Origin of the sequence: Arthrobacter sp. NyZ413 (assembly GCF_049390645.1) — a bacterium.
Classification (GTDB): Bacteria; Actinomycetota; Actinomycetes; order Actinomycetales; family Micrococcaceae; genus Arthrobacter.
Genome location: NZ_CP155434.1, coordinates 1,877,471 through 1,891,347, shown reverse-complemented (window position 1 = coordinate 1,891,347; position 13,877 = coordinate 1,877,471). Strand labels below are relative to the sequence as shown.

At 63.1% G+C, this 13,877-nt stretch carries 12 protein-coding genes; 5 read left to right on the top strand and 7 right to left on the bottom strand.

The genetic code is table 11. The features are described from left to right. Positions 1–49: 49 nt before the first annotated feature. From ABCW42_RS08870 to ABCW42_RS08860, 3 genes are all read right to left on the bottom strand, one after another. Positions 50–1,090 carry an NADH:flavin oxidoreductase/NADH oxidase gene (locus ABCW42_RS08870; RefSeq protein WP_423184480.1) on the bottom strand — a complete coding sequence of 347 codons (1,041 nt, stop codon included), beginning with the start codon at positions 1,088–1,090 and terminating at the stop codon, positions 50–52. A gap of 11 nt (positions 1,091–1,101) precedes the next feature. Beyond that, the gene (locus ABCW42_RS08865) at positions 1,102–1,848 is read right to left on the bottom strand and encodes an SDR family NAD(P)-dependent oxidoreductase (RefSeq protein WP_423184479.1); all 747 of its coding nucleotides are present in this window, start codon (positions 1,846–1,848) and stop codon (positions 1,102–1,104) included. A 115-nt stretch (positions 1,849–1,963) separates the two neighbouring features. Continuing rightward, positions 1,964–2,944: a helix-turn-helix domain-containing protein gene (locus ABCW42_RS08860; RefSeq protein ID WP_423184478.1), complete on the bottom strand. Its 981-nt coding sequence runs from the start codon at positions 2,942–2,944 to the stop codon at positions 1,964–1,966. A gap of 133 nt (positions 2,945–3,077) precedes the next feature. Between ABCW42_RS08860 and ABCW42_RS08855 the strand changes: the two genes are divergently transcribed. The 3 genes from ABCW42_RS08855 to ABCW42_RS08845 are packed head-to-tail and all read left to right on the top strand — an operon-like array spanning position 3,078 to position 5,782. Continuing rightward, positions 3,078–4,547, top strand: a complete 1,470-nt coding sequence (locus ABCW42_RS08855; RefSeq protein WP_423184477.1) for a purine-cytosine permease family protein — start codon at positions 3,078–3,080, stop codon at positions 4,545–4,547. Next, entirely contained in the window at positions 4,544–5,437 is an 894-nt protein-coding gene (locus ABCW42_RS08850) for an arginase family protein (protein WP_423184476.1), read from the top strand. The genes ABCW42_RS08855 and ABCW42_RS08850 overlap by 4 nt, the downstream gene beginning before the upstream one ends. Before the next feature lie 9 nt (positions 5,438–5,446). After that, the gene (locus tag ABCW42_RS08845) at positions 5,447–5,782 is read left to right on the top strand and encodes an EthD family reductase (RefSeq protein ID WP_423184475.1); all 336 of its coding nucleotides are present in this window, start codon (positions 5,447–5,449) and stop codon (positions 5,780–5,782) included. A gap of 56 nt (positions 5,783–5,838) precedes the next feature. Here the strand turns inward: ABCW42_RS08845 and ABCW42_RS08840 are convergent, their stop codons facing one another. Both ABCW42_RS08840 and ABCW42_RS08835 read right to left on the bottom strand, forming a co-directional pair. After that, positions 5,839–6,135, bottom strand: a complete 297-nt coding sequence (locus ABCW42_RS08840) for a helix-turn-helix domain-containing protein (RefSeq protein ID WP_423184474.1) — start codon at positions 6,133–6,135, stop codon at positions 5,839–5,841. 1,067 nt (positions 6,136–7,202) lie between these two features. After that, on the bottom strand, positions 7,203–7,331 hold the full coding sequence (locus ABCW42_RS08835) for a hypothetical protein (protein ID WP_423184473.1): 129 nt from the start codon (positions 7,329–7,331) through the stop codon (positions 7,203–7,205). Positions 7,332–7,880: 549 nt separating this feature from the next. Here ABCW42_RS08835 and ABCW42_RS08830 point away from each other — a divergent pair. Then, entirely contained in the window at positions 7,881–8,492 is a 612-nt protein-coding gene (locus tag ABCW42_RS08830; protein WP_423184472.1) for a type II toxin-antitoxin system Y4mF family antitoxin, read from the top strand. Then, positions 8,489–9,061: a DUF6036 family nucleotidyltransferase gene (locus ABCW42_RS08825; RefSeq protein ID WP_423184471.1), complete on the top strand. Its 573-nt coding sequence runs from the start codon at positions 8,489–8,491 to the stop codon at positions 9,059–9,061. The genes ABCW42_RS08830 and ABCW42_RS08825 overlap by 4 nt, the downstream gene beginning before the upstream one ends. A gap of 73 nt (positions 9,062–9,134) precedes the next feature. Here the strand turns inward: ABCW42_RS08825 and ABCW42_RS08820 are convergent, their stop codons facing one another. Together ABCW42_RS08820 and ABCW42_RS08815 are read right to left on the bottom strand one after the other, a co-directional pair. Then, positions 9,135–10,598 (bottom strand): HIRAN domain-containing protein, encoded by a 1,464-nt coding sequence (locus ABCW42_RS08820; protein WP_423184842.1) that lies wholly within the window; start codon positions 10,596–10,598, stop codon positions 9,135–9,137. Positions 10,599–11,073: 475 nt separating this feature from the next. Beyond that, positions 11,074–12,000 (bottom strand): GIY-YIG nuclease family protein, encoded by a 927-nt coding sequence (locus ABCW42_RS08815; RefSeq protein ID WP_423184470.1) that lies wholly within the window; start codon positions 11,998–12,000, stop codon positions 11,074–11,076. Positions 12,001–13,877 lie beyond the last annotated feature (1,877 nt).

Below are 13,877 nucleotides of genomic sequence, written 5' to 3'. Positions count from 1 at the left end.
CCCGCCGCCTCCCGCCGTCGTTCGCTGCTCCTGAAGAAAACCGCGCTCGTCAGAACCCGCGCTCGTACGGGCCGGTGGCCCGGGCATAGGTGGGAATAGCCAGGGCTGGCTCAACGCCCGCCACGCGCGCCGCATTCAAGGCCCAGTGCGGATCACGGAGCAGGGCCCGCCCAACGAAGACCAGGTCCGCAGCGCCGCTGGAGACGATGAACTCGGCAAGCTCGGGGCTGCTGATCGATCCCATGGCCGCCGTCTTCACGCCGAGCTGTTCCTTCAATTCCCGGGCGTAGTTCGCCTGGTAGCCCGGGAACACGGCGGCGCCGTAGCCGGGGTCCACGTTTCCACTCGAGACATCAAACAGGTCGACGCCTAGCTCGGCGAGTTGCGCAGCGAGCCAGGACGATTCCTTCCGGGTCAGGCCGCCGTCCACCACATCCTCCGCGGAAAGCCGGACAAGGAACGCCATGCTTTCCGGCACGGCATTGCGGATGCCGGACACGATGCGCTGGACGATGCGTGATCGGTTCTCGATCGACCCGCCGTATTCGTCCGTCCGCTGGTTCGATATCGGAGACAGGAACTCATGCAGGAGATAGCCGTGGGCGGCGTGCAATTCAAGGCAATCGAAGCCCGCCGACGCCGCACGGCGAGCAGCTTGGCCATACGCTTCGACAATGCGGTCGATGTCCGCGATGGCCAATTCCTCGGGGACCGGGAGGCCTTCGTAGGCTATGCCCGACGGCGCGACGCCACGGTCCTGGGACTTCGACTTCCGGCCGGCGTGGGCCAATTGGGCCCCCATCACCGCGCCGTGTTCATGCGCGAACTGGACAATGCGTGCCAGGCCCTCGATCTGCCCGTCGTCCCACAGGCCAAGGTCCGATGAACTGATCCGCCCCTCGGGGGACACGGCAATCACTTCGGTCATGACGAGGCCAACGCCGCCCAGGATCCTTGCGCCGTAGTGCACCAGATGCAGGTCCCTCGCGATGCCGTCCTCGGCTGCCATGTACATGAGCATTGGGGACATCACGATGCGGTTGCTGGTGGTCATGCCCCGGATGGTCAGCGGCTCAAACAAAGTACTCACGACGTCACCGCTCACCAGATCGACAGGCCGCCGGTCACCGGGATGCTGGCCCCCGTAATGTTCTTCGCCCGGTCCGAGGCGAGGAATGCGACCGCCTCGCCAATGTCCTCGGGGGTCTGGCCGCGGCGGAGCGGGATCTTCTGTTCCTGCTTGGCCCATTGCTCCGGGTCGAGTCCGTCCCACAGTCGCGTCTTGACGACTCCCGGACACACAGCATTGACGGTTACCCCGGCCGGACCCAGCTCAAGCGCAAGGGTCTGCGTGATCGCAATGGCCGCGAACTTGGAGGCGTTGTAGGGGGCGTATTCCTCGATCGCCTGCTTGCCACAGAATGAGGCGACATTGATGATGCGGCCCGCTCCCTGCTTCGCGAATTCCCGGCCCGCGGCTTGGGCTGCGAAGAAGGTCGATTTCGCGTTGATGCTGTTAATGAAGTCCCAATCACTCTCAGTGACCTGGTCGTACGGCTTCTGCATGGCGACGCCGGCATTATTGACCCAGATATCGAACGAACCGAGCTCCGTGCGGGCCCGCTCGATGATCCTTTCGGCCGCGGTAAGGTCACTGACGTCATGCTGGACCGCTATCGCAGTCCCGCCGGCTGCCACGATCTCATCGGCGGCGATCTTGGCTTGCTCGCCGTCGAGGTCGGTGACGACGACGGCGGCGCCGCGCTTTGCAAGGACGCTCGCGATACCGAGCCCTATCCCTTGTGCTGCTCCCGTGATGACGGCGACTTTCCCGGACAATTCGGACATAGAGTCCTCCATTCCATTCGGCTTTCGCGGAGGACTGACGCCACTCCGCAATGAGTTGTCTGTTGGAGACTACGTCTCCACAGCACCGATAGTCAAGGGTTTTACTATCTCCGGATCAGGCCGTCCGGGCGTCGGCTGCTGCCGCCCGGAACTCGGACGGGACCACGCCGTGGAACCGCTTGAAAGCCCTCGTAAAGGTCGTGGCTTCAGGGAAACCCACGCGCAGCCCGATGTTGAAGATCGGGGCATCGCGATAACTCCGGGATTGGAGCAATCGGGCGGCCTCATGGAGGCGGACATCCCGAATGTAGGCCGCCGGGCTGGTTCCTGCGCGCGAGAAGATCTGGGCAACGAGCCTCGGCGACACACTCAGGTGCCGGGCGATGAGGATTGGGCTCAGCTGCGGATCATGGAACCTGGCGCGGACGAAGTCCTGCGCCGACTTGAGCAGTGCCTCGTGCCCCAAGAGCCCGGCGTTGCGTGATGGATCCGCGGCATAGATGGCGGCGAGTAGGTCGACTGCTGCAGTGGTCATCGAAGCTTTTTCGATCGCGTGCGTGCTTGTTCTCATCCCGGCATCCCCGCCGGACGACGGGCCCGCGGCCACTCCGCCGTCGAGATCTGCCAATTCCCTGAAGATGACCCGCAAGACCTTGCCGAGCGGACTTCCAAAGGCGCTGACCACGCGGCCGGCTTCGGCGTCGAGCCTGCCCGCCGTCGCGCGCGGGATCTTCAGCACGGTCTGCTTGACGGGAGCGGGGAAATCGAAGACGTACGGCCGCCGGGTGTCAATCAGGACGGCGTCGCCCGGCCCGAGCACCGCACGCTCGCCGCGGTGCTCCACCCTGCCTTCCGAACCGTGATCCTGGAACACCACCATCAGGTCGTCGGAATCGTGACGCCTCGCATGCACGGGACTCCGGGACACCCCAAAAGGGCCGGAGTCCACAAGGTGAAGGGAAAAATCCGGGATGTCGGCAGTCGCGCGGATGCCTGCTCCGAAGGACGGAGCGGCCCAGTCAACGCTGCAGAGTTGGAATTGTTCGATGCAGAGCGCTTCCCACGCACCCGCGGACCGCGCGCGGTACTCGATCATCTTCACGATTATACCGACGGCCCTGCACGGATTGCCGAGGAAGCCGTGCAGGATTTGCCGAGGCGCGGAGTCCGGACAGCCGTAGCGTTTCATCACCCCAACACGCATACTGCTTTCATCATTTGGAGTTCCCATGCAGCAACGCGACAGCATCGTCGAATCACGGTCGTTCGACTACGTCCCGGAATCTGAACGGCACGGCACGGTCCGCACACAGGTTCAGTTCTGGTTCATGGTCAACGCGACCCTCATCACGCTTTTCACAGGAGCAGTCGGGCCTGCGATGGGCTTGGGCTTGTCCTGGACATGGATCGCGGTGGTGGTCGGCAGCATCTTCGGCACCCTGTTCCAGGCCTTCCATGGCGCACAGGGACCACACATGGGCCTGCCACAGATGATCCAGTCCCGGGTCCAGTTCGGCTCCCGCGGCGCCGTCCTCCCCCTCTCGGCCGTCACGATCGTCCAATTCGGATTCGCCATTTTCTTCATCCAAACAGCTTCTTCCTCGCTCTCCGCCGTCACCGTCGACCAGACAACCCTCTACGACGTCGTCATCGGCGCAGCCGCGGTCGTCCTCGCAATCGTCGGATACAGCCTCCTCCTGCGGGTCGAGAAGATTGCCTCCTACATCACGCTCGCCAACCTCGTGCTCCTTACCGTCGCTGCCGCCGTCGTGCTCCCGATCGGCTCCCTGATCGAAAACAGCCCCTTCGTGCCAGCCGCGTTCCTGGCCCAGTTCGGCGCGGCGGCGATGTACCAGATCGCGATCGCGCCGATGGTATCGGACTACACGCGTTACCTTCCGTTCAAGACAAGCGGGCGGGCGGTCTCCGGCGCTGTCTTCGGAGGGACCCTGCTCTCCGCTGTATGGCTCGAAGCCCTCGGCGCCGGACTTGCGCTCGCCTCGCCCCAGGGAGCCGACCTTATTGCGGCGATCCGGGACATGGGCGACAGGTTCGGATTCGGCATTGGCGCCGCGTCCATGGCCGTCGCCGTCATCTCCTGCCTCATCACGTGCTCCCTGTCGTTCTACAGTGGCAGTGTCTCCCTCCTGAGCGCCTTCGAGGCATTCCGCCCGTTGAAGTCGTCCGGCGCGGTCCGGGCCGTCACGCTGGTTGCGGCAGGCGTCGTCGTAATTGGCGCCACGCTCCTGCTGCCGGCTGACTTCCTCCCGGCATTCAACGCGTTCTTGAGTATCCTCGGCTACTTCCTCATCCCTTGGACGGCGGTGAACCTTACGGACTACTACATCGTCCGGCGGGGCGTGTACTCGATCAGCGACATCATGCGCTCCGACGGCGGGATCTACGGACGCTGGGGCATCCAGGGCATGATCAGCTACGCCCTCGGATTCCTCGCAATGATCCCCTTCTTCAGTACCGCGATCTACACCGGCCCCGCCGCCTCGGCACTTGGAGGCGCGGACATCGCCTTCGCCGTTGGACTTGCAGTCGCCTCGTGCTCCTACCTGCTCTTTATGCGCCGTCGTGACCTTTCTACAGAGTTCGACGCAGTCAGGGCGGCCCCGCTCAACACACTCGGCGAGCCGCCCAGCGCGGCCCGCGCGTCAACCGAATCAATGGAAGGAAACCTCTCGGCATGACTAACAACATCCCAGGACAGCGCACCCTCCGCCTGCTCTGGCCGCAATGGCAAGGTGCGGCGCCGGACGTCGTCGGGACCCTCGCACCTGAACTTCCGCTCCCCACAGCCCAGACAGGCTACTCCGTGGGCACCCGCATCCTGGACGTACTCGTCCCCGAGGCAGCCGGCCAACGGACGAAAGTCGTCCCGGTGGCTCCCTACTCGCCCACCCTCGGCGCTGACCGGGGCGTCTTTGCACGCGAAGTCGTCATCGACCAGCTCCGGTCCGCGCTCGGCATCCTCCGCGACGCCGACCCCGACCGGGTCACCACCCTCGGCGGGGAATGCTCGGTCAGCGTCGCCCCGTTCAGCCACCTCGCAGCCAAGTACGGGGCCGATCTTGCCGTCGTCTGGTTCGACGCCCATCCCGACTGCACCTTGCCTGAAAGTAACTACGACGGCTACCACGCCATGGCGATCTCCCACCTGATCGGCCACGGAGACCCCGACGTGCTCAAGGCGCTTCCCGCAACCATCCACCCGTCGCGAGTGGCATTGGCCGGCCTGCACTCATGGGCCGAGGACGAGCTGCCGAACGTCGAAGCCTGGGGGCTCACCACCTTCCCGCCCGCCGAGCTCAACCAGGGAACGGACGGCCTCATCGCATGGCTCAAGTCCACAGGATGCTCGAAGGTCGCCATCCACTTGGACGTGGATGTCATTGACAGCAGCGACGTCATCTTCGGCCTCGGCATGGAGCCACAGGGCCTGTCCCGCGACGCGGTCGCAAAGACCATCGCTGCCCTCCACGGCGAGGCCGACGTCGTCGCCCTCACCGTGGCCGAATACCTTCCCCGCCAGGTCCTGGCCCTCCAGGACCTGCTGGGCAAAATCGAATTCCCTTCCTAGGAGCACCACATGACCTACACGCTCGCGTTCCTGACCCGGCCCAAGCCCGGGATTACGCTCGAGCAGTTCTACGCGCACTACACGGAAGTCCACAGGCCGTTCGCGGAAAGGCTTCCTGGGCTGGTGTCCTACCGCCAAACGCGCATCCTCAAGGACGGTTACCGCGGCGCGGACGCAATCGACTATGCCGCGTTCTCGGAATACACCTTCGAGAACGAAGAGGCAGCAGCCGCTGCCTTCGAAAGCCCCGAGGGCACGGCCCTCGACGAAGACACCGGCCGCTTCATGGACTGGCCGTCGGTCCTCACGATCCCCTTGGCTGAGCTCGGCACCTACCGCGGCTAGAACCAAAAGCAGTCGTCGCCGTTGCCGCGACAGAACCTGGCAACGGCGACGACCGTCTACCGATCAACGTTCGCGACCGCGGCCCGATACTCAGAGGGCACCAATCCATGGACCTGTTTGAAAGTCCTGGTGGAGGTCGTAGCGTTGGCGAAGCCGAGGCGCAGTGCGACCTCAAAAAGCAGAACATCGCGATGATGGTGTGACGAAAGCAGACGCGCTGCCTCCTCCAGGCGGACTCCCCTGATGAAGGCTGCGGGCGTTGTCCCTCCGCGAGAAAATACGTGCAGCAGAGCGTCATGGCCCCGCAGTTCACTATTACGTGAAGAGTCAGACGCGCAGCTTGCGGAAATCATATCGACCGCCGCTGTTGCCAAAGTTACGGCGTTGAGACTGCGATCGGGAGGTTTCCGTCGACGGAAACTGGTGTGTCGAGTTCAGCGAGTTCCCGCAGCGAGGCTGCCGTAAGAAGGATGAGATTCGAACCCCTGGCCTCTGCTCACGGGTCGACGCGTTGTCGGCGGACGGCTTGTGTGGTCTTGAAAGTCCGCGGAATCTCGTGCATAGGCTGTTCACCGCCACCGCGAACAACGACGCCGACGCCTGCTCGCCGATCCCGGCGACACCCGACAGTCCGGCCGAGGCATCGCCGCGTAGCGTGCCGTCGTCGGCGTACTCTCCGGCAAGCCATGGGCCCCTCAGAATCTTTTCACGGGCATCCGCTCGCTACTCGCTAGGTCAAGCAGTCAACATCACCCAGGGCAGTCTCCATGGAGATCCGTAGCGCCGAGCCCGAACGTGCATTGACGGCATGTACGTTGACGGCTCAGGGGCGCAACATTCAAGGCACTTCCATAAAGCAGAGGTAAGTGTGGACACTGTCCACACCCCCTTTTAGCAGGACAAGCGGACAGGCACGGCTCCCCCTTGCCGCCGTGAGTAGCCCTCGAAACAAGCTTCAGAGCCAAAGCCGGTTTCATCATGTCGTACCCGGAATCCTGAACCATGAACAGGTGTTGGCCATCCACGACCAACCAGACAGAACCGGATAACCCCACCCAGAGCAGGCGGAGGGCCGACCAGCCAGGACCCGCCACCCAAACACCTTCATAGGCCATCGGGGCGACCACGCCACAGCCCGCCAATCCAGCGTCAGAGGCACTTGTCAAGCTTTGTACACACTTTAAAGTAAAAACCCCTCTGACGAGGGGGAATGCTGTGCCCGAGGTGGGACTCGAACCGCATTCCGGGCCCCGGAAACTCAGGGAACTCCCGAAAACATAGCCAATCCGAGCCAGTCCGACCGATGTACGGCCCGATCCGACGGCAAAAGTGTGTATGTTGTACACACCCCCTCTTTCCCACTTCTAAACTGGTCCCAACAGGACCAAGGTGTTCAAAGGTTCAGGAACGGGTCGCCGGGTCAGGCGATCTGGATCCGTTCGTCGCCGAGTTCAACCTCGATACGAAGCCGGCCACCGACCGCTTCAACATACTTTCGCAGCGTGTCGACCTGGGCGCGGTCAATGTCGCCGTGCTCGATCCGGGACACCTGTTCTGACTGACGTGCAGACGCGCAGCCAACTCGACCTGCGTCAGGTCGGATGCCTCACGGAGCTCCCGAAGCCGGTACGCCCGGACCTCATCGAGCAGGTGCTTCTTATGGGCGCCGACAGCAACAATGTCAACAGGCCGCCTGGTCAAGAGTTCCTCTAATGATTTCGCCACCACGATGCCTCCTTTCTGCATCCCGTTCCGGAGCCGGCCCGAGCCGCGAGCTCAAGCCTCCTCAAGACGCTTCAACAACCCCGCATCGTACCGCAGCACGAAGTCCAAGCCAGCACTGACATCAGGACCACGGCCGTGACAATGAGGGTCCAACTCGGGCCCTTGACGGACACCGTCCGGTTTGGGGGCGTGCGCCTCGTCCGCCGACTGACCCGCCTGACGGACGCTGTCTTCTGGAAGAGACCGGTTCATATCCATGCCCGATAGCACCAACGCATCAAGCAATATGGTTCGTTGACGAACAACTTCGACATGCCATTGCTGACACCATTCGGTGCCATAATGGAATGGTGAAGGAGGACGTTTGACGAACATGACCAACATCGACACACCCGCCGCGGCCGGTGCGATCATCCGCGCCCGGCGCCAGGAACGCGGTCTTTCACAACAGTCGCTCGCAGAGGCCAGTGGTGTTTCACGGAAGTTCATCGTTGACCTCGAGGCAGGCCACGAACGGGCCGAACTCGGCAAGACCATGGCCGTCCTCCACACCCTTGGATTGAACCTCACCGCCACCGATCCTATCCCCCACGGCAAAGACTACGACCCGGCGAGGCGGGATTACGCCGAAACGTTCGCGCAGCTGATCGGCTCGCGGGACTTCGAGTTCGCCATCAAGATGCTCGCCGACTACGCCACAGCATCCCTCAACGCCGGACGGCCGCTGCTTCAACGCAGCCCCCGGCTCAAGGACCCGCACTGGTCCGCCGCCCTGGCAGGGATCACCAACTACACCGCGCACCAGCTCGGGCAACCCGCACCGTCCTGGACCAAACGCGTCAAAGCCCTCAACGAAGCATGGATGCCGGCCGAGTCCTTCCGGAGCGTCAGGGAACCCATGAAGAAACTCACCATGTCCGAAACACCCGCCGAACTCGCCGCACTCAACGTCTTCATCCGCGAACGCAGCCTGGCCACCGCATGAACGGAGGCGAACTCACCGCTGATCAAATCCGCGCCCTCCTCCACGAACTCGGCAGGCGCCTGCAGGCCCAAGGTGTCCTTGGTGACGTCAAACTCGTCGGGGGCGCCGCGCTCATTCTCCAAGGAATCGGCAACCGCCCCACCGCCGACATCGACGCCAGTTACGCGGACCCCGCCGCGGTCAACGCCGTCGTCACGGAAATGGCCGCAGACTACGACCTCTCCCCCGGCTGGCTGAACTCCAGCGCAGCAGCCTTCATACCCGACAACGCCACCTGGGTGACCCTGGAACAAACCGACGGGCTCACGATCCAGGCCGCGGACACCGAAACGCTCCTGGCCATGAAAATCGCCGCCGAGCGCGACAAGGACACCCTCGATATCGCCCGGCTCCTTCGCCGGCTCAACATCACCGACGCCGACACCGCCGTCGACCTCGCCTACAACAAATACGGCGACTACTCCATCCCCTTGGCCGCGGGCCGGGAGAACTACCTCATAGTCGTCGACGACGCACTCGACGCAGCCACCACCCTCGAACCGGAGAATGGGCCGGACAGTCCGACATGACCTTCGATTTCCCGTCGAGTATCCGTCCTGTTTGATGGGATCCGTGTCCGGCATCTCCTATGTCGAGTAAGTCCTATGTGGAGCAAGCGGGCGGGACGTCATATTCCGTGGCCCATGGTAGGAGCCTTGGTGCGGGGTGCGGGCTGTCGGATAGCCAGTCGTCACTGATTTCGGTGGCCTTGGCGGCGTGCAGAACGAGCTGGGCAGCGAGGGCCGAACCGGTGATTTTTGCGTATGCGAGGGCGGTTTCCCCGATGGTCTCGGTGTGCTCGAGAAGCGGCAGCAAATGCGCGGAGGTGACGTTGCTGAGCTCACCGACCCGTTCGCCGTCGAGCCGGACTTCGACAAATGGACGCTCCGTGCCGTTCTTTAGCGTGCGGGTCGCCTTGTGGAGACTGACGAGCAGAAGGCCGACCCCTTCCGGTGGCACGTGATTGCACAGGACGTCGAAATGGTCCCCTTCCTTGAGGACCTGGATCGCTGATCCCCACGGGACAAGAGTGGTCACGCCCGCCGGGGCCCCGTTGAGCGGCGCGATCAGCTCCGGCTCCGGCAGGGCGACGGTTACCCGGGCCTGGAGCTGATCGCCGGCGTCGTACGCCCAGATGCGGGCCGACGTAGCCGCGGTGAACCCGCTGGCAATAATTCTTCTGAGCGGTTGCGTGTAGCGGATCGCGTCCTCACGACTGAGATAGCCCAGGACCAGATTCCGCCAACGAACGCTAATGGCATTCACGTCATACGGATTATCCGGCTCGGCCACGAGTTCGACCGGTACGCCTTCGGCTTCACCGTCGCGCCCTATGGCGGTCGGCGCCTCGTTGGCGCGGAGCGCGGCTTTGATCGCCTTGCTGTACGCGTGCTCGCCCACAACTTCGACGTTCGGCCATTCCGAACGGCCCAGACACACACGATACAGCCGTTGGCTTGGGGAACGGGGCCGGGTTACTGGCGAAATTGGTGCCTGAGCATCAAAAGCGATCTGCTGGGGCGGGGCGTGATTCGCCGGTGCCTCAATCTGGACATGTGGAACCGCGGTTCTTTGCATGGCGCCGGCTGGACTCGCGGTCCAGGTCGCGTCCTCCCACGCCTGCCGGGCACGGCGCCGCTTCCGCAACAGGAACATCAGCCCGATGATCCCCGCGGCCAGCAGGAACCCCGCAGGCGAGGACACCGTCACCACCAGCACCAGCAGCCCGAACAAAGTCCACTGCGCATATGTCCCGGCCTTCTCCATCCCCGGGACTCCGCGCCCGCCGGCGGTCAGCTTCGCCGGGCTCTGCCCGACACACTCCAGCACGCGCGCGGCCTGTCCCAGGGTCAAGTGCATCAGGCTCGGGCGCTTGCCCGTCGCGCGCGCGACGGCCGCGCGAACAAAGTCACGCTGGAACTTCGACGCGGGGACTGTCCCATCGGCGGCGAGGAACTCCCGCCACGTCTCGTCGCTGATGATCTGACGCGCGGTCTTCGGGCGGGCCGGTCGAGACGCCCGCGCAGCAGACTTCCGGGCCGGGCGGCGGCTCGAACTGGTGCTCACGTACGAGACGCCCGTTCCGGGGATCCTCGCCGTGCTCGTCGTGCGGCCCGTCGTGGACTTCGTCACCCGGAACGGGCCAGCCCCGATGCTCGCACTCACCCCGCGCTTCGACGCCGTGATCCTCACAGGCCCGAAGCTCTTCGACTTGCGGTAACGGAAACCCAACTCGCACCCCCAAAGTAGGCAAACACGAGGACGCGTTTGTCCCCGTAAGGGAGATTCTAAGCCTCAGGGAGTCATGAACGGGCTGGAGCCGTCTGAGACACAAAAGGGACGCTCTCATCGCCTGTCTTGTCTGCGGAGAAAGAGCGATTCGAACTCCTGGCCTCCCGTCATGGAACACCCTATTTCATTGTCCGCCAACGGCTTATGACGTCCTGACTTTCCGCGGAATCTTGCGGTTTTCTGTGGGGGTCGAGGTATTCCGCGGTCGTCGCGTCGTCGCACGCGGTCAGAGTGGTGACGGCTGGCTCGATCAGTTCCTGTTGAGGCCGAACTTGCGTGTCATCAGGGCGTCCTTGTAATGGGACTCGGCCAGGTCCACCTCTGATGACGGTGTGCTGGGCCCGAACACGCGCAGAAGGCTGAAGACGAAGTGCCTGGCATAGTCTTTCTTAGTCCTTGTCGCCTCCCCAACCGCGGTGTCGTAGGCAAGCTGGCGGAGCGCGACGTTCCCCCCGTGACCGTCTCGTGCATAGGCTCTCCACCGGCCGAGGATGCGCTCAGCGCCGTCGGCCTTTCCGACGTACTGCTTTCCGTTAGTGGAGTCCGTGATCAGGTAAATGCCCTGAACCTCCGACAAGGCCACCTGCCAGTCTGCGTAACGCGAATCCCCCACCATCTCGCACAACTCGTGATACGTGAGCAGGACATTGTCAAAGCCGGGGAAGGGGACCTTTTCCCGGTCTGCGATCTCCAACACAGGCAGTTTCGCCGCCGTTTCCCCGTACCAATACCAAGCCTGGGTATTGACGCCCCATTCAACAACCAGCCGGCCAACCAGAGGAGACAGGAAATTACTCGGGCGCAAGTCGAAATGGATTTCAGCGTCCGTACGCTGGACCTCACCATAATTCTCGAGGACTCCAAATAGGCGCGAGCGGCGCCCTCCGTCGGCAACTAGTATCACCCAGTACCGCGGCGGCTTCTTGGCGAACTGCCCAGGCCACTGGACCCGGGTGTATTCGACGACGGCCCCCCGGGTCAGAGCCTCCGGCCCGTGAAGGTGGACCGGATCGCCTGGCTTGAAGGCGTGGCGGATAACGAGGACATCCTTCACCTGGATCGGCCCCACATGATCTGCGCCCATGCTCGCCAGAAGATGACCAAGGGTGAGGGACGCGCTCGTGGCAGGCGCGGCTTCCCTGGATACGTCGAGGACAAGGGATTGCAGATCAGACATGGGATTACCTTATGCCTTGAAGCGAAGCAGCCCGCGCTACCCCCGGGTGTCGTAATAGCTTGCCTAGGAGGCGGCGAGTTTAGACCTCACGGGCGCACAGTCTGCTGGCTGAAGCCACCGCGGCCGCGAGCAACTCGTCGAGCGTGCCGTGTGCCGCGAGCAACGACGCGCCGTCTGTTCGCCGATCCCGGCGACCCCCGCCGATCCCGGCGGCCCGCCGGACGCGTCATCGCGCAACGTGCCGTCGGCGGCGTACTGCCTGGGCAAGCCATGGGCCTCTCAGAATCCTTTCGCTAGCATCCGCTCGCTAGGTCAAGCGGTCAACAAAACCCGGAACAGTCCCCTCATGTAGCTCCGTGCTTCGAGGTGCATTGAGGGCGGGTACGTCGAAGACTCAGGGCGGACCGCCATAGGCACATCCAAAAAGCAGACTTAAGTGTGGACACTGTGCGCACCCCCTTTGGCAGGACAAACCGACAGGAACAGCACTCCCCTTTAGGACTCGAAGCAGCTGTCCAAAGAAACCTCCCGCCAGAACCGGTTTCATCATGTTGTACCCGGAACCCCCGGCCCATGAACGGGTGTTGGCCATCCACGACCAACCAGACCGAACCGGAACGAGGAACCGCATAACCCCACCCCAGAGCAGGCGGAGGGCCCACCAGCCAGGGCCCTGAACCCGCCACCCACACACCTGAATAGGCCACCGCGGCGGCCAGGCACCAGCCCGCGTCCCAAGCGTCAGAGGCACTTGTCAAGCTTTGTACACACGTTAAAGCAAAAACCCCTCTGACGAGGGGGAATGCTGTGCCCGAGGTGGGACTCGAACCGCATTCCAGGCCGCGGAAACAAAGGGAACTCCCGAAAACATGCCGAGTACGGGCCAGTCCGGCCGATGTACGACGCAGTCCGACGGCAAAAGTGTGTACGTTGTACACACCCCAAATCTCGCCCTCCAGACTCCCCGTCAACCGCATGCAAATTCCCAGAATCAGCTTGGAATCCCGCCCACTGGACCTACCGTCGAATCAAGTGTTGCTCGATCAGGACGGCGCTCCGCTGGACGTCTTCTCACGGGAGGCATTTTGTTGTCTGTGAACGGCTAGTCTTCGTGGGAAAATCCGCGGAACCTAGCGATTTTCCCACCAGTATCAAGGCCGTGAAATGTCATCGTCTTTCATCGCTTCCATGGAGTAAACGTGTGGCGGACGTCGACCAGTTGGCTGCCACGGATTACCACCTTCGCCAGACCTGGCCTTGGTCATCAATTTCGTTCCGCAGTGGCCGGCACTCTCCACGCACGCGCGAATGCTCCACCGCGTCTTCGATGCCGCCCTCCCGTCGCAGATCGTCTACCCCGAAGGACCCGTCAGTGGCGCGAATCCAACGAACACGAGAACCATCGTCCAAAATCCACCAAATTCACCCGGATTCTCCAATTAACCAAATTCACCCAAATTCAGGTCTCGAAGATCGACACACAACTGGTGGGAACGGCTACTTCGCCGCGAGCTGGACCTGGCGACCATCCACCAGTCCGGCTCCGGCAAGGGACCAAAGTCCGCGTCCTTGCGCCGTGACCGCTTGTGGTGGCATTACCCGGTACACACCCCTTGGCAGCCGAAGAAGGACCGGCGGACAGGGCGGATTTCAAGGGCGGACAGTATGGCTTCCTTGGCGATTTCACCCGATTACCAGGATGAGCTAGTGGCGCCTGTCCCTGGTCTGTGGTGCCGAAGGTTCAGAGACCTCACCGAACATTTCATCCAGTGCGCACAGGAAACCGCCGACGGCCGCGGGCACACGTCAAGTTCCTGAGACAGTTTCACTCATCCTCTAAAGGTGCCTGACTCTGTACGGGGTATCACGTGGCAATT

What these genes read in the sequence shown, in the direction of transcription:
- ABCW42_RS08865 (WP_423184479.1), bottom strand. Translation starts at nt 1,848, where the DNA reads ATGTCCGAATTGTCCGGGAAAGTCGCCGTCATCACGGGAGCAGCACAA.
- ABCW42_RS08860 (WP_423184478.1), bottom strand. Translation starts at nt 2,944, where the DNA reads ATGATCGAGTACCGCGCGCGGTCCGCGGGTGCGTGGGAAGCGCTCTGC.
- ABCW42_RS08855 (WP_423184477.1), top strand. Translation starts at nt 3,078, where the DNA reads ATGCAGCAACGCGACAGCATCGTCGAATCACGGTCGTTCGACTACGTC.
- ABCW42_RS08850 (WP_423184476.1), top strand. Translation starts at nt 4,544, where the DNA reads ATGACTAACAACATCCCAGGACAGCGCACCCTCCGCCTGCTCTGGCCG.
- ABCW42_RS08845 (WP_423184475.1), top strand. Translation starts at nt 5,447, where the DNA reads ATGACCTACACGCTCGCGTTCCTGACCCGGCCCAAGCCCGGGATTACG.
- ABCW42_RS08840 (WP_423184474.1), bottom strand. Translation starts at nt 6,135, where the DNA reads ATGATTTCCGCAAGCTGCGCGTCTGACTCTTCACGTAATAGTGAACTG.
- ABCW42_RS08830 (WP_423184472.1), top strand. Translation starts at nt 7,881, where the DNA reads ATGACCAACATCGACACACCCGCCGCGGCCGGTGCGATCATCCGCGCC.
- ABCW42_RS08825 (WP_423184471.1), top strand. Translation starts at nt 8,489, where the DNA reads ATGAACGGAGGCGAACTCACCGCTGATCAAATCCGCGCCCTCCTCCAC.
- ABCW42_RS08815 (WP_423184470.1), bottom strand. Translation starts at nt 12,000, where the DNA reads ATGTCTGATCTGCAATCCCTTGTCCTCGACGTATCCAGGGAAGCCGCG.